This is a genomic window from Nocardia carnea (assembly GCF_029869215.1).
Lineage (GTDB): Bacteria > Actinomycetota > Actinomycetes > Mycobacteriales > Mycobacteriaceae > Nocardia > Nocardia carnea_B.
The window spans coordinates 25,376-44,248 of record NZ_JARWPM010000427.1 but is presented as its reverse complement, the minus strand read 5'-3'; the positions used below and the strand labels follow the sequence as shown (position 1 = coordinate 44,248).

The 18,873-nt window shown below is 69.6% G+C and carries 12 protein-coding genes; 6 read left to right on the top strand and 6 right to left on the bottom strand.

Features of this window, described 5'->3' with window-relative positions; genetic code table 11:
- The first annotated feature begins 87 nt into the window (after nt 1-87).
- The gene (locus QH276_RS31810) at nt 88-711 is read left to right on the top strand and encodes a TetR/AcrR family transcriptional regulator (RefSeq protein WP_280397275.1); all 624 of its coding nucleotides are present in this window, start codon (nt 88-90) and stop codon (nt 709-711) included.
- A gap of 562 nt (nt 712-1,273) precedes the next feature.
- On the opposite strand, the gene QH276_RS31805 is transcribed toward QH276_RS31810, so the two are convergent.
- Nucleotides 1,274-1,849 (bottom strand): hypothetical protein, encoded by a 576-nt coding sequence (locus QH276_RS31805; RefSeq protein WP_280397276.1) that lies wholly within the window; start codon nt 1,847-1,849, stop codon nt 1,274-1,276.
- Nucleotides 1,850-2,268: 419 nt separating this feature from the next.
- Here QH276_RS31805 and QH276_RS31800 point away from each other — a divergent pair, with 419 nt between their 5' ends.
- Nucleotides 2,269-2,433, top strand: coding sequence for a hypothetical protein (locus tag QH276_RS31800; RefSeq protein WP_280397277.1), 165 nt, complete (start codon nt 2,269-2,271; stop codon nt 2,431-2,433).
- A gap of 192 nt (nt 2,434-2,625) precedes the next feature.
- Here QH276_RS31800 and QH276_RS31795 read toward each other — a convergent pair whose 3' ends face one another.
- Both QH276_RS31795 and QH276_RS31790 read right to left on the bottom strand, forming a co-directional pair.
- Entirely contained in the window at nt 2,626-3,813 is a 1,188-nt protein-coding gene (locus QH276_RS31795) for a lipase family protein (RefSeq protein WP_280406998.1), read from the bottom strand.
- Between the two features lie 313 nt (nt 3,814-4,126).
- Nucleotides 4,127-5,632, bottom strand: coding sequence for a flavin-containing monooxygenase (locus tag QH276_RS31790; RefSeq protein WP_280397278.1), 1,506 nt, complete (start codon nt 5,630-5,632; stop codon nt 4,127-4,129).
- Nucleotides 5,633-5,702: 70 nt separating this feature from the next.
- Between QH276_RS31790 and QH276_RS31785 the strand changes: the two genes are divergently transcribed.
- Both QH276_RS31785 and QH276_RS31780 read left to right on the top strand, forming a co-directional pair.
- Entirely contained in the window at nt 5,703-6,335 is a 633-nt protein-coding gene (locus QH276_RS31785) for a TetR/AcrR family transcriptional regulator (protein ID WP_432278564.1), read from the top strand.
- A gap of 63 nt (nt 6,336-6,398) precedes the next feature.
- A complete protein-coding gene (locus QH276_RS31780) occupies nt 6,399-7,598 on the top strand; it encodes an alpha/beta hydrolase (RefSeq protein ID WP_280397280.1) in 1,200 nt (399 codons plus the stop codon).
- Here the strand turns inward: QH276_RS31780 and QH276_RS31775 are convergent.
- Both QH276_RS31775 and QH276_RS31770 read right to left on the bottom strand, forming a co-directional pair.
- Nucleotides 7,570-9,003 (bottom strand): ATP-binding protein, encoded by a 1,434-nt coding sequence (locus QH276_RS31775; RefSeq protein WP_280397281.1) that lies wholly within the window; start codon nt 9,001-9,003, stop codon nt 7,570-7,572. The genes QH276_RS31780 and QH276_RS31775 overlap by 29 nt on opposite strands.
- Before the next feature lie 10 nt (nt 9,004-9,013).
- The gene (locus QH276_RS31770) at nt 9,014-10,681 is read right to left on the bottom strand and encodes an FAD-dependent oxidoreductase (protein ID WP_280397282.1); all 1,668 of its coding nucleotides are present in this window, start codon (nt 10,679-10,681) and stop codon (nt 9,014-9,016) included.
- Nucleotides 10,682-11,280: 599 nt separating this feature from the next.
- On the opposite strand from QH276_RS31770, the gene QH276_RS31765 reads away from it, so the two are divergent.
- Nucleotides 11,281-12,099 (top strand): PRC and DUF2382 domain-containing protein, encoded by an 819-nt coding sequence (locus QH276_RS31765; RefSeq protein ID WP_280397283.1) that lies wholly within the window; start codon nt 11,281-11,283, stop codon nt 12,097-12,099.
- 52 nt (nt 12,100-12,151) lie between these two features.
- Here the strand turns inward: QH276_RS31765 and QH276_RS31760 are convergent, their stop codons facing one another.
- Complete coding sequence (locus QH276_RS31760) at nt 12,152-16,825, bottom strand: cation-translocating P-type ATPase (protein WP_280397284.1); 4,674 nt, start codon at nt 16,823-16,825, stop codon at nt 12,152-12,154.
- A gap of 559 nt (nt 16,826-17,384) precedes the next feature.
- Between QH276_RS31760 and QH276_RS31755 the strand changes: the two genes are divergently transcribed.
- The gene (locus QH276_RS31755; protein ID WP_280397285.1) at nt 17,385-18,863 is read left to right on the top strand and encodes an SDR family oxidoreductase; all 1,479 of its coding nucleotides are present in this window, start codon (nt 17,385-17,387) and stop codon (nt 18,861-18,863) included.
- Nucleotides 18,864-18,873 lie beyond the last annotated feature (10 nt).

The window sequence follows — 18,873 nt, the reverse complement described above, 5'->3', positions numbered from 1 at the left end:
ACAATGCAACATATTCCCTTGCAATGTGGTCGCAACAAATTTCTTCGGATTGTTGCCGATCGGGTGTTCGCTGCTAGCGTGGCCGCCGTGCCCGCTACCGCCCCTACCTCGAAAGACCCCACTCCGGACGATCTCGGCGAACGGATACTCGACGCGGCCCGCCGGCAGTTCGAACGGCTCGGCGTGAAGAAGACGACGATCGGTGATGTCGCCCGGGAGGCGGGCGTAGACCGCGGTACCGTCTACCGGCGCATCGGGTCGCGTGATGACCTGGTGCGGGCGGTCACCGCGCGAGAGATCCGCGTTCTGCTCGACGAACTGCACGGGATTCCCGCCCGGCACGCGACGGTCGAGGGTGTCGTCGCCGATCTCTTCGTCACCGTTGTCACCCGCTGGCGTGATCACCGCCTGGCGAATCGAGTGCTCGCGGTGGAGCCCGATCGGTTGCTGCCGCAACTCACCACCGAAGGCGGCGCGTTCTTCGCCATGGCGGTCGGCACGGCCACCACGGTCGTGGGTGATGCCCTGCACCGGTTCCTGCTGCCCGATATTCCCGATCTCACCACCCGGATCGAGATCGCCGCCCGGATCGTGCATTCGTTCCTGTTACAGCCGGTCGGCTCGGTCGACCTCGACTCGGCGGACCGGCTTTCCGATTTCGCGCACCGCCATATCGTCCCACTGGTCACCGGTGGCCATCCGGCTCGTTGAGGGTGGCGGTCGTCCGCGGCGGATCGGTGCGGTTTGTCGAGGCACGCACCGGCGCCGCGCCCGGCTCGGCCGTATTCGTCCGACATGGCGACGCGCACAATTGAACTCGCATTCCGCAGGCAGCGCGAGCGACTGCGCATACCCGGCGTCGAGATGCCTCGGGGCGCGATGCGGGCACTGATCCGGGTGGTCGGTGTGTTCCGGGAACGGAACGGATCACCGAATACGGCCCGGCGCATTCGGTCGAATACCGCGGATATCGCATATTCGGCCGTGGTCACGAAAAGGTGCGTATCGAATTCATAGAGTGCGGTGCCGGCATCCAGGTGCCACCGGGACGACGACCGTGCGATAGAGAATTCCGTTCGCCGGCCCCCGGTGCCGAGGCGCCGGGTGGCGCAGCCGCTCTTACCTATGCCGCCGACCGGAGATACGGACGGCCGGTCGACGATCTCGGCGGGCGGAGGACCGCCGGCCGTCCGTATCCGGGTGTGCACCGGCCGGACGGACGGGCACACCCGGTACTTTCCGGATCCGCACGCCCTCCGCGGCCGGCTTTCGTTCAGCGGCTGGCGTAAACGACGAGAAGATCGCGCATGGCGCGAATTTCTCGGTTCGCCTCGTTCAGGGCAGTTCGCAAACGGAGATTCTCGTCGAGGAGATCGTCGAGATCGCCCGTGGTCTCGGCCGTCCGGTCGGCAGTGCGGACGTGCACGAGTTCGGCGACCGGCGGTGCCGCGGCGTCGGTGACCGGCCGGGATTCCGCCTCGGTGGCGGTAGCGGCGGCCTCGGCCTCGGGGTGCGTGGCCGGGGTTTCCTGTTCCGTGATCTGCTCGGGTTCCGCAGCTTTCGGCTCGGCTTCGGGCGCCGGGGCAACGGCGGTCGGCGCCGGTTTCCGGGTGGCGGCACGGCGTGCGCGCTTCTTCGGAGCCGCCGGGGCCGACTCCTGCACGGCCGGTTCGGCCTCGGGCAGTCCCGCCGCTTTGACCCAATTCGCGAGGGTGTTGGCCGCGGGCTGGCCGCCCTCGCGTTCGGAGACCGCAGTGCACGCAGCGTTGACCGTTTTGCCTTGGGCGATCAGTTTTTTCACCCGATTGACGAGTTTGGTCTGTTCCCTTTTCGAGTAGCGCACTGCCATCCTCTACCTCCTGCATTCCGAGCGCTTGTTGCCAGAATTGAACCATTGACCGGTCCTTCCCGTCCCGCCGGGGCAACGACTTTCCGGAAAACCGCTGCCCGGCTATTCGGCGTTGCCGCGCCGATTCCGTGTGCCGGCGCGGATTTGCGGAACCCTTTCGCGGCGAGCTCGGGCGCGAATACCGCATGGCATCCGGATCGGATACCCCGCATTCCCGGCCCGCGAAACGGGCCGGACGCGAAACGGGTTTCCGGTACAGCGGCGCGTCGAGGGCGCGCGTGCACGGGCCGAAACGGGATCGTTGCCGACCCGGATCCCGACCGGACCGTGGTGGCCGGACAGAGCTTCGGCGGGATCACGCCTACCCGGCCGACCGGGATATCCGGCTGCATCGGTCGGTCGGCCGGTACGAAGGCGGCATGGTCGTGCAGACCCGCCGGTTACACGACCATCTCCTACGGTCCGGGTACGCGGTATCACTCACCGAATACACCGGCGGCCACGAATTCATCCGCTGGCGGGGTTGCCTGGCCGACGGCTTGATCGAATTGATCGGTGACGGGGACGCCGGCGCAGGTCACTGACGGGCTCCGGCACGGTGGCACCGTCCGAGCCCGTGGTAGCCCCGGCGCCATGCCCTCGACGGCCGGCCGACGCCGCCCGGGGGCATGCAGCCGGGATCCGCACCGACGGATCGCGGCGGGGCCGGAACCGGCCGGGCGCCACCGGCACGAGGTCGGCCGGCGACCGGCCGGAACCCTGCGCTCTCCAGGAGGTCAGCAGCCGGTGGGAACGTCCTCCCCGCGGAAGCGGGCCTCGACGAAGCTCCAGGCGTCGGCGAAACCGGCGACCGCGGCCGTCATATGCTCGGCGATATCGTAGGTGGTGAGTTTCACCGGAGCCCCGGCACGGCAGGCTCGGTCGGCGTATTCGGCTATTCCGTCGTAGGGGGTGAGGGTGTCGAAACGCCCGTGCCAGAGGTAGGTCGGCATCGCCGGATACCCGTCGAAGTAGCGCAGGCTGTTCTCGTGCAGTACCTCGCGGGCCTCCGGGCTGTCCATCAGGCTCTTCGAGGCCGCCATCTGCTCGGCACTGCGGAACGCGCCGTGGAACAGCAGGAACCGGCGGCAGGCGTCATGGGTGAACTCGCGGAACCACAGGCCGTTCTCGTTGAGCTGATCCGAGATCGGCAGCCGATGCGGGTATTCCCGTTCCAGCCCCATGGCGGCGGCGAAGGCCAGGCCGAACCCGGGGTGCGGGTTGAAACCGAGCCCCAGCGCCATCTGTTCCAGATCGGCCGGGATCCCGCCGGCCACCACGGCATCGATCTTCAGTTCCGGGGCGTAGTCCGGCTGCAGGGCCGCGGCCCAGCCGGTGGCGAGCCCACCGCCGGAGTATCCGGCGATCGCGACCGGACTGTCGTCCAGTCCGAGTTCGGTGACCCGCTGCACGGCACGGATGCTGTCCAGGGTGACCATTCCGCTGAGCCGGCCGGCCGCATAGGCGACGGTGGGTCCCAGGTAGTCGGGTACCGAGATGGCCCAGCCGCGGCCGATCGGCAGCATCGCCCCGACCGCGTCCTGCAGTTCACCGTTGAACAGCGAGCGCGAGGGATTGCAGCGGGTGCCGAGCGAATTGATCAGGGCCTGATAGGACACCAGCGGCGGATTCTGCACCCCGATCGGCATCAGCACGGTGGTCATACCCATGATGGGTTCGCCGCGGGAATTGGTGGACCGGAACGCGACCTGCCAGCCCTCGGTGCCCACGTAGAGGCCGGTATCGATCTTCCGGGTGCGGACCACGTCGCCCGGTTGCAGATCGCCCAGGTTGCCGGGTGCGTGGTAGAAGGGGTCGGGATCGGGCTGGGGGTACAGCGGTTCGGCTTGCGCCTCGACGCCGAACAGCCCGGCGGAGACGAGGGTGAACAGCAGGATCAGGATTCGGGTGGAAACTCTGAACACGATCTTCTTTCGGACAGCAGGAAGCGACCCGGCGGGGGAGCGCGGCATTCGTGATGCCGTCAGGCCCGTCGCCGGTGGATGAGGCGACGTGTGCGGGGCTGCGGTCACCGTGGCACGACCGGTCGTGGCGCCCCGGAGCCGGCGAGCGTGGTGACCGCTCGAACGAACTGTCTCCGTTGGCTTGTGGCCGTGGTCAGTTCCGCAGGTGGCGGCTAACCATACGACAGGAGAGGCACAAACGGGTCACCGAGATCCGAGCGAATCGCCGGATCTGCGTGAGATCACAAGGAAAGGGGGAGGCCGTCTCGTCCGGTCACAAGCCTGCGGACGCCTCGACGGGGCCGTAGACGTAGTCGTCGAGCGGGAAGCGCACCGCTTCCCGATGCGCGGTGACGGTGCTGGTGGGCCGCAGCAATGCCGCCTCGCCGTGCTGGTTGAAGTAGTAGCTGCGGGCGGTGGCGCAGTCGCCGCCGTAGAACACCGAGGAGGCGAGTTTGCCGGTGACCCGGTCCAGGAATTCGGCGTTGGCGCGTTCAGTGACCTCGAAGGTGGACGCACCGCGGCGCCGTAATTCCCCGAACAGCCGGCCCATATGTTTCATCTGCGCTTCGATGGTCGTGAAATAGGACAGCCCGCTGTAGGAATAGGGGCTGTTGAGGCTCAGGAAGTTCGGGAACTTCGGCACCGTGATGCCCTCGTAGGCCTGGAACCGGTTCTCCCGCCAGAACTTTCCGAGATTCACCCCGTCGCGGCCGATGATCTCTAGCGCCGGGAAGTTGACGTCCCACAGGTTGAAGCCGGTGGCCAGGACGAGGGTGTCGATACCGGTTTTCGTACCGTCCGCGGTGACGATACCGTCGGGCTCCATCCGTTCGATCGGGTTCGTCTCGAGCCGGACGTGCGGTTTGTTGAAGGTCGCGAAATAGTGGTTGGAGAACGTGGGCCGCTTACAGCCGAAATCGTAGTGCGGCGTCAGCTGCTCGCGGAGCCGCTTGTCGTGGACCTGGGCGCGCAGATGCGCCTTGGCCAGCAGAGCGGCCGCCTTGTTCAGCGGCCGGGCCTGCTCGAAATGCAGGACGCCGACCACCATCAGGGCCTCCAGCATGGCCGTGTTCACCAGCCGGGCCGCCTTCTGGGTGGCCGGCACCCGGGCGAACAGCCGCTGCACCGCGGACGGGATCGGCATATCGATCTTGGGAACCACCCAGATGGGGGTGCGCTGGAAGACGGTGAGTTCGCGTGCCCGGGCGGCGACCTCGGGGACCAGCTGCACACTCGTGGCCCCGGTGCCGATGATCGCGACCCGGCGGCCGGTCAGATCGTGCGTATCGTCCCACGCGGTGGTGTGGATGATCGTGCCGGCGAAACTGTCGATCCCCGGGAAGGGCGGCGTATACGGCTGGGACAGGAAACCCGTCGCGGTGAGCAGATAGCGGGCGGTCAGGGTTTCGCCGCCGGCCACGGTGACCACCCAGTGCTGCTGTTCGCCGTCCCAGCGGGCACTCTCGACGCTGGTACCGAAACGCATCCGCTCCCGCAGCCGGTACTTGTCCGCGACGTGGTCGGCGTATTTCTTCAGCTCGGCGCCGGGTGCGAACAGCCGCGACCAGTACGGATTGGGTTCGAACGAGTACGAGTAGGTCACCGAGGCGATATCGACGGCGAGGCCGGGGTAGTGGTTGACGAACCAGGTGCCGCCCAGATCGGCCTCGCGTTCCAGGATCACGAAGTTCCCGAGCCCGAGGCGATCGAGCTGGATACCCGCGCCCATTCCGCCGAATCCCGCACCGATCACGACGGCGTCGTATCGAGGTGCCACGTCGAACCTCCCAGCGATCTGAACCACGCATCACGGAATGACACATCATTCCGTTTGTGATGACCGTATCATCATGAGCGTGACGAAGCCATCGACGCGGGCCGAACGCCGCAAGGCCGAACTCCGGCGCGACATCATCGACACCGCGTTCGCCTGCTTCGCGGACAAGGGCTACCACGCGACCGGTATCGCCGATATCGCCTCCGCACTGGGAATCGGGCACGGCACCTTCTACCGGTACTTCAGCAACAAGCGCGACATCATCGACCATGTGATCGACGAGCTGGCCGCCCGGATCATCGAGGCGCTGGGCACCGACAACGCCCCGGAGGCCGCGAGCACGCTGGACGAGTACCGCGCCCAGATCGAGCGCATCGGCGACGCGCTGAGCCGGATCCTGCTCGCCGACCGCCGGGTCGCGCAGTTGCTGCTGTTCCACGCCACCGGTATCGACGACGAACTGACCCGGCGCCTGTACGGCCTGCTCGATACCGCCGATGCCTTGACCGCCGGATATCTCGAGCACGGTGTGGAGCTCGGGTATCTGCGTGCCGATCTCGATACGCGCAACACCGCGCGGGCTGTCACCGGCATGCTGCTGGCCGGGGTCGTGCACGGATTACGCGATCCGGACGACCAGGCGATCGCGGCCCTGAACGAAGCCGTGCGCCGCTTGCTGATCGACGGAGTTGCCAAAGGGTGAACGGAACTCCAGTGACACGGTGCTCACCGGGCGCCGGGGCGAGAAACGCATACAGTGGATTCCATGTCGCCGATGGACGAATGGCATCCGTCCACCGTCGCGGACTGGAGCGATGAACGCCGCCGGGCCACGTTGCGCGAGACCCGCCTCGGGTACCGGTGGAAGGCGTTGGGTCGCGCCGGGCAGGCGTTGCTGCGGGTTGCCGTACTACTGATGATCGGGCTGGTCGTCTTCGCCCAGTACTGGAAATACGATGTCGCGCCGGAGCGAGTCCGGCTGGCCCGCACCGAGCCCGCGCTGCTACCGGTCGCCGAACCGTTCGCGCCCGCCGATCGCGATACCGCGGTGGTGGACCTGGTGGGCCTGGGGGGATTGAACGCCAGCGATACCGCCGCCTCGCTCCCCGCGCTGCGGGAGATGGGCGCGGTCTGGGCGATCCGCTACGACAACCGCGGTATCGACACCGAGGTGATCGCCGATCTGGTCATCCGGGCCGCCGTCATGTCCGGCGTCCGCAATATCGTGCTGGCCGGCCACAGTATGGGCGGGGTGATCGCGCTGGAGGTCGCGCGCCATATCCACACCGGCAGCGACCGGCGCCTGCTCGCGGTGCTCCTGGACTGCACGCCGCTCGACCTCGACGCCGTGCGGCCCGAAAGCCGCGGGCTGGGCGAGGATATGGTGCGCTGGATGGGCTGGCTGCCCGGCGCCCGCGAGAGCCGCGGCCTGCGGATCGCGGTGGAAACCTATGCGCGCCGGGAACAGTTCCTGGACGACACGGGAGTGCCCGGTATCCGGTTCGACCGGTTCCGCGGAGCGGTCGATCAGGTGCTGCGGGACAAGATATTCAATGCCGACGCCGCCAGCAACGGCCTCATCGAGTCGCAGTTCCTGGCGATCGTCGCGGGCGGCGCCACCGACGATCTGCGGCCGCTGTCGCGGTCCGCGCGCGGGAAACCACGACCGGCCATCGTATTCCTCCGGCCGCACGACGCCACCCGCGACCGGGTGGTCGATGTCGCGCGCACGCACCGCGTACTCATCGACAAGGTCGGCGGTGTCGACGGCAATCTGCTGGTGGTGAAGCCACGCGGCACCGGCCACGCGGATCCGCGCCAGCACCCCGGCGAATACAACAAGGTCATCTCCCAGCAGGTGCTGCCGTTCGTGGCGCGGTATCGCGAACAGATCAGCCGGGTGGCGGACGCGGCGGCGCCGGCCCGGCCGGACCGGTCTACTCCGGCGCGGCCTCCGGGCGGGTGAGCGGGAGCCAGACGGTGAACGTGGTCGCGCCCGGCCGCGAGTCGACCCGGATATCGCCGCCGTGTTTGTTCACCACGATCCGGAAAGAGATATCAAGGCCGAGACCGGTGCCCTCACCCACCGGTTTGGTGGTGAAGAAGGGTTCGAAGATGCGGCGTTGGATCTCGGCCGGGATCCCGGGGCCGCTGTCGGCGATCTCGACGACAGCGCAGTCGTCGGCGTGCCGGGTGCGCAGCGTCAGCGTTCCGCTGCCCTGCATCGCGTAGACCGCGTTGTCGATGAGGTTGGTCCAGACCTGGTTGAGTTCGGCGGCATAGCAGGGCACCTGGGGCAGGGTGTGGTCGTATTCCTTGACCACGGTGATCGAATCGCCGATCTTGCGGCTGAGCATCACCAGGGTGCTGTCGAGCAGTTCGTGCAGGTCCACCACCTGGAACGGGGCGCGGTCCATCTGCGAGTACTGTTTCGCCGCATCCACCAGGGTCGAAATCCGGCCGGTCGAATCGGCGATCTCGTTCATCAGCAGCTCGGTCTCGATGGTGTAGTTGAGCCACCGGAACGCGCCCTCGAGCACCTGCTGTGCGGACCCCTCGAGCGTGGCCGACACCCGTTCCAGCCAATCGGTGTCGAAACCGGCCTGGACGAAATTCGCGGCCAGTTCCCAGCCACCGGCGATACCGTGCTCCTCGAGCCAGTCACCGATCGTATCCTCGCGATCGGCGGCTTCGAGCGGTGACAACTCCGGGGCCTTGGCCACCTGGGCCGCCGCCTCCTCCTGCAGCCGCACCAGGGTTTCCAGGACGCCGGTATCGAATTTCCCCTGCGCCATCATGGCCAGCTTGTGCCGCATCCCCGCGACCCGGTCGCGCAGGCCGGAGGTCGCCCGGACCGCGGCCGCGGCCGGATTGTTCAGTTCATGGGTGAGGCCGGCCGACAGCGACCCCAGCGCCAGCAGCCGCTCCCGCTGGGCGATCCGGGCGTTGTTGTTGCGGTTACCGAAGAACGCACCCTCGAGCAGGTGCACGGCCATCGGGAACCAGGTGTGCATCATGCGGGAGAACGTCTGCGCGTCCAGGACGAAGAACCGTGAGGGCTCGGTGACGTACATCGACCCTGTGTACTCGGGTTCGGCGTGCTCGCCCAGGTACGCTGTCCATGCACCGGCATAGGAACCACGATGGGCCGTGCGCACCATCTCGATCTCGCGGCCCCCGGAGAGTTTGGTCAGCCGTACCTCGCCGTCCATCAGCACGTAGAAGCAGGTCGCGGGCTCGCCTTCGCGGTACACGGGCCCGGGTTCGAGATGTTCGATCCGCCCGTCGGCGCACAACCACGCGAGCTGGTCGTCGTCGAGTCTCTCGAACAGGAACAGCGTCCGCAGTTCGGCGGGATCGCAGATACTCATCACGCGCCTCCTAGGCCAGGTACCGGTGTACGAGCATGACCGCCATGGCGCCCTCGCCGACCGCCGAGGCCACCCGTTTGGCGGATTCGGCGTGCACATCACCGGCCACGAAAACCCCCGGCACGCTGGTCTCCAGATGATGGGGTGGCCGGGTGAGCTCCCAGCCCGGTGGCCGGGCGCCGTCCACCAGCAGATCGGGGCCGGCCAGGACGTAACCGGCGGTATCGCGGTGCACCACGCCGTCGAGCCAGCCGGTCTGCGGTGCCGCACCGATGAACAGGAACAGCCGCTCGGCGGGGGCCTTCTCCTCGGCACCGGTCCGGTTGTCGCGCAGCACCACCGTATGCAGATGATCGGCACCGTCCACCGCGACGACCTCGGTCTCGGTGTGTACCCGGATGGAGGGGACCTGCGCGATCTGCTGGATCAGATAGTGCGACATGGATTTGTCCAGCGAATCGGCGCGGACCACGAGATGGACCGTGCGGGCGTGCCGGGACAGGTACATCGCCGCCTGGCCCGCCGAATTCGCGCCGCCGACGATATAGACGTCGTGCCCGGCGCATTCGGCCGCCTCGGTCATCGCCGCACCGTAATACACGCCGCGCCCGGTGTATTCGTCTACGCCCGGGGCGGGGTGGCGGCGGTAGTCCACACCGGTGGCGATGATGACGGTATGGCCCGACAGCGACCCGCCGTCGGCGAAGCGGACCGCGCGCGCCGATCCCTGCACCTCGAGCCCCACCACCTCACGGGTGGTGACCACCTCGGCGCCGAACTTGGCGGCCTGGCGGCGGGCCCGGTCGGCCAGCTGGGCCCCGGACAGACCGTCCGGGAAGCCCAGATAGTTCTCGATCCGGGAACTCTGCCCGGCCTGGCCGCCGGTCGCGGTGCGTTCGACCAGTACCGTCCGCAGCCCCTCGGACGCGCCGTACACCGCGGCACCCAGCCCGGCCGGTCCACCACCGACGACGATGAGGTCGTAGAAATCCTCGGCCGGCCGGGTACTCAGCCCCACGCTTTCCGCGAGTTCGCTGTCGCTGGGCTGGACCAGCGCCCCGCCCGTCTCGGTGATCACCACGGGACACCGGCGCGGATCGGCGCCGGCGGCCTGCAGCAATCGCGCGCCTTCGGGTTCGTCGGCCAGGTACCAGCGGTACGGCAATTGATTACGGGCCAGGAACTCCCTGATCTGCGAACACCGGGGTGACCAGCGATTACCGATGACCTTGGTGCCGTGCACCGGCCGGTGGTCGCTGCTGCGCCAGGCGTCGAGCAGGGTGTCCAGGACCGGGTAGAGCTTCTCCTCCGGCGGATCCCACGGTTTGAGCAGGTAGTGGTCGAGGTCGACGACGTTGATGGCGTCGATCGCGGCGTTCGTATCGGCGTACGCGGTGAGCAGTACGCGCCGGGCGAAGGGATGCAGGTCCATGGCCTGTTCGAGGAATTCGATCCCGTCCATCCCGGGCATCCGGAAATCGGCGATCAGCACCGCCACGGGCTGGCCGCGCAATTTCATCTCGCGCAGCGCCTCCAAGGCCTGCGGACCCGATTCGGCGCGCAGGATGCGGTAGTCGGCGCCGTAGCGGCGGCGCAGGTCGCGGACGACCGCCCGCGACACTCCGGGATCGTCGTCGACGCTCAGAATGGCGGGCTTGGAGGCAGTCGGGGAGCTCACCCGTCGAGTATGCCCGCACCGGCGCGGTAGTGGCCGCTCGCGATTCCGGTGCCCCGGCCGGGTCGCGGGTACGGAGACCGGGACACCGTGCGGCAGCGGCGCCCGCACGGTGCAGGGTACGACCGAGCATTCGAGTTGCCAACAGATCGCTGTGATCTTGCTGTTCGCCCGTGCTGAGGCGAGCGGTCGAAGGACGATTGGGCAGGGGGGGCCGCCGAAGTCGTCGCCCTACCGCTGCGGTGGCGTGTGAACTGCGTTTATTTGGAGGTTTTCCGTTGCGCGTGTGGGCTGGGTATGTCCAAGGTGGCGCCCGAAATGCCGGGAATTCTCCGTAGGATCTGTTTGCCCATCGGTATGCCGGGTAGTTGCCGTGGATGTAGCCGATCGGCGCTCACCCAGGGCGTCCGGCGGCTACCGGAAAAGAGCCGGCGCCGTGACCCAGGTGGTCACGATCACCGGGCGCGGCGAGCACACCGAGTCGTCCGGCGATCGTGCCGGGCCGGCCGGGGGCCACCCCCGAAGCGCCCGAGCCCGGATCCGGTCCCGGAGGTGCGACTCGGTCCGCCGATCACGGATCGGCCGAGAAGCAAGGAGGAACCATGGCTCAGCAGGTGGAAGAACTGATCGGTGACGCCGTCTACGACCTGGACGGCGACAAGATCGGCAAGGTGAAGCGGGTCTACGTCGACAATGCCTCCGGCGCACCGACCTGGGCGTCGGTGAGCACGGGGCTCTTCCGTGACGATTCACTGGTCCCGCTGGCCGGCGCGCAACTGCGGCAGGACACCCGCGAGTTGCAGGTCCGGGTGCACAAGGATGCGGTGAAAACCGCCCCGCATCTCGAACACGACGGCCTGATCAGCCAGGAATCCGAGGACGAGTTGTTCGTCCACTACGGAATCGACCCCGGCAGATCGGGCTGGGACGACTACGGGCGCCACGCCCAGCGGCCGGGCGGCGATACAGCCGGTACGGAGACAACCACCGCCGGCATGGGCACCGCCGCCGGAATGGGTACCGCCGCGGGGGGAACCACTGCCGGCCCCACCGACCGGGAATCCATGGTGCGTTCGGAGGAGCAGCTCGACGTCGGCACGGAGCAGCACGAGACCGGCCGGGCGCGGTTGCGCAAGTATGTGGTCACCGAGGAACAGTCCGTCACCGTGCCCACCACCCATGAGGAGGTGCACGTCGAACGCGAACCGATCACCGATCCGGGCGCCGTGCACGCCGACCTGGGTGACGAAGAGCAGGAGGTCACCCTGCACGAAGAGCGGGTGACCGTGAACAAGGAATCCGTCCCCGTCGAGCGGGTGCGTCTCGCGGTCGACGAGGTCGAGGACGAGCAGACCGTTTCCGATACCGTCCGCAAGGAGCGGATCGAGACCGAGGGCACCGACCGCGACGACCGTCGCTGAACAGGCCGCTCCGAGGGGTCCCGGGCGATACACCCGGGGCCCCTCTCGGCCGTTACGCGTCGGTCGCGGGACCGGACTCGACGGCCTCGGTATCCGCGGGTTCGCCGTCGGTGGCCCGGGGAGACGGGGCGATCGCATCCTGTTCCGCACCGGGAAGGGCGGTGGATTCGCCGGTCTCGGTGTCCACAGCGGGGAGCAGCCGCGGCAGTAGTGCGGCACCTGCGGTGGCGCCCGCGGCGGCAGTGGTCGCGATGGACCACCCGATCGGCCCGAGCGGAGTACAGCCGAAGTAGGCACCCAGCCCCGGAGTCATCACGATCACGCCCAGCACCGCACCGCTGGCGGCGGTGGTGAGCCAGACCAGGGGACTGCGGTACCCGGCGACCAGCGTCTGGCCCAGCTGCGTGCCGATCAGCGCGACGAGGCCGATCGTATCCGCGCGCCGCTGAGTGCCGGTATAACGGCCGGCCATCCAGGCGGCCGACGCCCCGGTCGCGGTGGCGACCCCGCGGACGGCGATGGTGCGGATCAGATCGCCGCCGAGATCGGCCGGCGGGATCTCGGCGAGCTGCCGGGCTCGTTGTTCGACCCAGTCCGGGTCGTCTTCCGGCGCCACGCCCTCCTGGCCGCCGGCCAGGGCGAGCGCCAGCGCCGGGAACATATCGGTCAGCAGATTCACCAGCAGGAACTGCCGGGTCCCGAGCGGTGCGCGGCCGCCGACCGCGGTCCCGAACAGGGTGAACGCGATCTCGCCGGCATTACCGCCCACCAGCACCGCCACCGAGTCCGCGACCCGCTGCCACATACTGCGCCCTTCGACCAGCGCGTGCAGCAGGGCCCGCGGGTCCGGTTCGGTGAGCACCAGATCGGCGGCATTACGGGCAGCAGCCGAACCGTGCGCCGCGATCCCGATCCCGATATCGGCGGTGCGGATGGCGGCGGCGTCGTTGCTGCCGTCACCGGTCATGCCCACCACATGGCCGCTACGCCGCAGGGCGGTGACGATCCCGACCTTCTGCTCCGGATCGACCCGCGCGAAGACGGTACTGCGTTCGATCAGGGCGGTCCGTTCGGTGTCGTCCAGTTTCTCGAGGTCGGCGCCGGTGGTGACCGTATCCACGGTGATGCCGAGCTGCCGGGCGACCGCGGCCGCGGTGACCGGATGGTCGCCGGTGATCATGCGGACCCCGACTCCGTTCTCCTGGAGCGCGCGGACCAGATACGGCGTCTGGGGGCGCGGGGTGTCGGCGATACCCAGGAACCCGAGCAGGGTGAGTTCCTCGACCGCGTCCTCCATATCGTCCGGATGTTCCGGCAGATCCCGCCGGGCCACCACCAGCACCCGCAGGCCCTGCTCGGCGAGCCGGTGCACCATCGTGTCGGCGCGTTCCCGCAGCTCGTCCGACAGCGCCGGATCGGGTTTGGTCCCGGTGCGCACCCGCGTACAGCGCGGCAGCACGACCTCCGGCGCCCCCTTGACCATCAGGCGCAGTTTGTGCGCGGTCTGCCCGAACGCGGCGGCGTACCCGCGGTTGGATTCGAACGGGATCTCGTCGAGCGGATCCCAGGGGTGGGCGTCGGAGCCCAGCGATTCGGCGGCGGCATCGAGGACGGCCCGGTCGGTGGCGTGCAGCACCGGACCGTCGTCGGGCTCGGGACAGGCGCGGGCGGCGGCGCGCAGCAGCCGCCGCGCGGTGGCCGAATCGTCGCCGGGCTGCCATTGCCCGTCCAGATCGGCGAGGGCGGTGAGCCGTAGCCTGCCCTCGGTGAGGGTTCCGGTTTTGTCGAAACACAGTTCGTCGACCCGGCCGAGCGCCTCCACCGCGCGATTGGCGCGGACCAGAACCCCGTAACGGGACAGCCGACGGGCCGCGGCGAGCTGTGCCACCGTGGCGACCAGGGGCAGGCCCTCCGGTACCGCCGCCACCGCCACGCCGACACCGTCGGCGATCGCCGCCCGCAAGGTGCGGCCGCGGAGGCCGCCGAGGGCGGTCACGATGGCGCCGCCGGTCAGGGTCAACGGCAGGGCGCGGTCGGTGAGCGACCGCAGCTGCGCCTGCACACCGCCCTTGTCCGGCGGCACCGCGCCAGCGGTCGCCCGGCCCGCCTGGGTATCGGCGCCGACCGCGACGACCACCGCCACCGCCGACCCGCTGACCACGGTCGTGCCCTCGAAAACGAGGCAGGAGCGATCGCCCACCGCGGCGCCGGGTGTCGGTTCGATCTTCTTGGGCACCGTCACCGATTCACCGGTGAGCCCGGATTCGTCCATTTCCAGGTCGTCGACGCGCAGTAACCGGGCGTCGGCGGGCACCACTTCGCCCGCGCGCAGCACGATCACATCGCCGACCTCGAGGCAGTCCGCGGGCAGTTCGGCCACCGCCGGGTCGGCGTCGTCGATCTCCGCCCGGTCGATCACCCGGCCGGTCAGCCGTTCACCTTCGATGAGTTCCTGCAGTTCGTTCTCCGCCGCCTGCCGCTGCCGGGCCGAGATCATCGCGTTCACCGTGAGGACCGAGGACAGCAGTACGGCATCCGAAGGTGCGCCGAGAATCGCGGTCGCCACCGCGCCCACCCCGAGGATCGGGGTCAGCGGATCGGCCAGCTCGCGGCGCATATGACCGAGGTAGGCCAGCACCGGCGCGACCGCGTTCGGTAGTGCCGCGCGGCCTGCCGGTTCCTCGGTCCACCGCTGTTCCGGATCCGGTGGTTCCGGGAGCCGGGACAGCACTTCGCCGGGTTCCAGCGCATGCCAGGGCAGCAGCGGTGCGCGGACGCCGTCCGTCGCGGCCCGCGCGGCGTTCAGTCCCGAGACCGCACCGTTGAACAGGCCGGCGAAGTTCGCGGCGATCATGGGGGCGGGTCGCGACCGGGCGGCGGGCGCGGCAGCCAGGATCAGCCCCGTGAGACTGCACGCCGACAGCGCCAAGGTGCGGCCGCGCTCGCTGACCTGCCGCGCCGGCCCGGCCGCCGCCAGGATGCGCCGCACCTGCCCGAGATTGCGGCACAGCAGATCCGCGGACCACGGCACATGGATCTCCCCGCCTTCACATCCGACCAGTCCGAGGGCGATATCGGCGTGGTCGAGCGCCTTGTGCGCGCGTGTACTCAGCACCGCCACCACATGGCCGTCGCGCTGCAGCCGCTCCACATGACCGCTCAGCGAACCGCGCGCGGAGACGAATTCGTCGGCGAGCCCGCGGAGTTCGGCGGCGTCGCGGTGCCCGGCGAGGACCACGCGCAGTCCCGTGCGGCGGGCCGCGGCGAGCACCCCGTGCGCGCGGGAATCGAGTTCCCGGCCGACCAGAACCTTCCCGACCACCCGGCCGCCGGCACGTAGTTCTCGCTCGACCGGCCGGGTCGTGGTGCCACGGTCGCGGGTGCCGGAATTCGGGTGCACCAGCCGCAGCGGCTGCTCGTCCCGATCGGCGGTACCCGCATCCTCGGATTGCCACAGCAATCGCTGCGCGGTGCTCCAGACCCGTGCCGCCGGCCAGTCCGCGTCGGCGCTGTCGGCCTCGAGCACCACCCGCCGTTCGGTGACCAGCGCTTCGGCGTCGACGACGAGGGCGGTCAGGCGGTCCAGGCGCCGCCATGCGCTGGGATGCAGGGTGAGTACACCGTCGGCGGCCAATGCGGTGGAGACGGTGGCGGCGAACACTTCCCGGCCGGCGCGGGCCGCTTTCGGCGCGCCGAGCACCAGTGCGTCGGCCATATCCTGGGCCCGGCCGAGCCCGGCGAGGGTGGCGGCGCCACCGAACGCCGCGGCGGCGGTTTCGTCGGCGACCCGCTCCACCGGGCCCTGCGGCATCTCGACGGGCCTGGTGAACCCCGGGAGCGGTTTGTCGACACCGAAGTGGTCGGCATCCGCGATCTCGGCCTGCCACGCCTGCCATTGGGCGTGCCGGGCAACGGCTTCGGTGAGCGCGAAACCGCGCTGCACGGTATCGGCGACCAGATTGCTCACTCCGCCGGCCGCGCCCTCACCGAGCGCGGTACCGGCGGCGTTGGCGACGGCCAGCAGCAGGTCGGTCCGGGTGCTGCCGAGCCGCTCCTCGAGATGGCGGCGTAGCCGGGGCTGGGCATCGGTGAACGCCGCCACCGAGCGCACCCCGTGCATGAACGCGCGCATCGGGGGAACGGTGCCGGCCGCGGAAATGGCGATGGCGCAGAGATCGCCCGCGACCTCGATCGCGGCCGCGAGCACCGGCTCGCGGTCGGCCGGGAATTCGGTGGCCGTGCGACTCCAGCCGGTATCGGCGACCTCGGATTCCCGCTCGACCTCCTCGATCTCGGCCAGCAGGCGGTCCAGATCGGCCCCGCTGGACAGGGCCGTGACAATCCGGCCGGTGACGGCGTTGACCCGCCACCACTGCACGCCGCGCAGCCGGCCGAGATGCTGGTCCAGGGCCCGGGTGACCGCGGAGCGGTGGCCGTCGTCGAGACCTTTGATCTCGATGGTGGCCGTATCCTCCGACAGCGCGACCCGGCGCTGCGCGCGCTGATCCCGGGGGTCGAGCAGGGCCGCCAGATCGTCGCGCAAGGCCCCGCCCCGCCCCGGTAGCAGCGGCGCGATACCCGACGCCGCGGTATCGACCACTTTCTCCGCGGTCCGCAGCGGTGTTTCCACCACCTGTCGTCCCGTTTCGACCGCCCGTTGCGTTCCCGAACGCACCGCGCCGGAGAGGGCGGTGACAGGCGTGGTGATCAGCTGGGGTGAGAGCACAGAGCGTAGGGAAGGGGGCATACCGGGGGCGCTACCCGGTAGACGCCGCCGCAAACGCACAAACGGGCCGCGCTCCCGTTCCGTCTCGCTCGGTCCGCGAGCCTCCCGTCGGGTCCGTCGAGGCCGTGTGGTGGTCACCGCTCGGGCGGTGCTTGCCGGCGGTGGCGGTGTCCGCTCGTAGGCCCCGGCTCGTCGGCCGGGCCGGGTGGTGCTGGCGTGACGCGTCCGAGCGCCTGATGGTGGGGCCGGGCTGCCGGCTTTCGCAGGTACCCGGTCGGCGGAGTTCGGGCGTGGTCTCGTGCAGCAGTACGGTTCCGGGCGATAGCCTGCGATAGCACTACGACGGAGCCAGATGGCAGGACACGGTCGCGGCCGTCCCGCGCCGAGCGTCCTCCCGACGCCGGGGTCCGGCGCGGACCACGTAATCCGCGACCTCGGTTCCCCGCGTCCGGCTGGACAGGTGAGCGGCGCCGGCCGAACGGATCGACGACGGCCCGCGTGCCGAGACCCGTGCGAACTGCGACCGGCGCCCCGGAGCGACTGGAGCGGAGGAGACCTCATGCGTTGTGTGGTGTTCGGTGCCACCGGTTACCTCGGTGGACGGCTCGTGCCGGAACTGTTGCGAGCAGGGCATTCCGTGCGCGTGTTCGCGCGGTCGCCGGGGAAGCTGACGGACGCGCCCTGGCTCGGCCGCGTCGAGGTCGTCCGCGGTGATGTGACCTCGGAGCGGGACGTCGGTACCGCGCTGGCCGGCCAGGAAGTGCTGTACTACCTGGTGCATTCGCTGGCCCGGGCAGATTTCGACGAGGTCGACCGCCGGGCCGCCACCCTCGTGGCCCGGGCGGCCGGCGCCGCGGGACTGCGCCGGATCGTATACCTGGGTGGCATAGCCCCGGCCGGACAGGAGCTGTCCCGGCATCTGGCGTCGCGGGCGGAGGTGGGCCGGATCCTGGGCGCGGGCCCGGTGCCCGCCGTCGTGCTGCAGGCGGCCGTGGTGATCGGTTCGGGCTCCGCCAGTTTCGAGATGCTGCGCTATCTCACCGAACGCCTGCCGGTGATGGTGACTCCGCGCTGGGTCCGGTCGCGGATCCAGCCGATCGCGGTCCGCGACGTCCTGTACTACCTCACCCGGGCCGCGGATATGCCCGCGGGCGTGGCCGGAACGTTCGATATCGGTGGGCCGGATGTGCTCACCTATGAGCAGATGATGCGCGTATACGCCCAGGTGGCGGGCCTGCCGCGGCGGCTGATCGTGCCGGTGCCGGTGCTCACCCCGTGGTTGTCGGCACAATGGGTGAACCTCGTGACCCCGGTACCCAAGGCGATCGCGGTGCCGCTGATGGAATCGCTGGTACACGACGTGGTCTGCGCGGAGCACGAGATCGCGGCGCATATCCCCGACCCGGAACCGGGGCCGACCGGCTACCGGCGCGCGGTCGAGCTGGCCCTGACCAAGATCAGGGATTCGGCGGTGCCGACCCGCTGGTCGGATGCGGGTCCGGGGGCTCCCGACCCCTCCGAACCCCTGCCCACCGACCCGGACTGGTCGGGTGGCAGCGTCTACCGCGATATCCGCGAGCGTCGCACCCGCGCCGATCCCGCGGCACTGTGGGCGGTGATCGAGGCCATCGGCGGCGAACACGGCTGGTATTCGTTCCCGCTGGCATGGTCGCTGCGCGGATGGCTGGACCGGCTGGCCGGCGGGGCGGGGCTGCGCCGGGGCCGCCGCGATCCGCACCGGCTGCACGAGGGCGAGGCGCTGGACTGGTGGCGGGTGGAACGCATCGAACGCCCCACGCTGCTGCGGTTACGGGCGGAGATGCGGCTACCCGGACGGGCCTGGCTGGAACTGGGTGTGCGCCCGGTGGCGGGCGGCGCGGTCTACCGGCAGCGGGCGGTTTTCGAACCGCACGGGCTCACGGGCCATCTGTACTGGAAGGCGATCGCCCCGTTCCACGCGGTGATCTTCGGCGGTATGGCGCGCAATATCACCGGGGCGGCCGAAGCGGCGGGCGGCGGCCGGGACGGGATGTCGTAGGGCGCAGTTA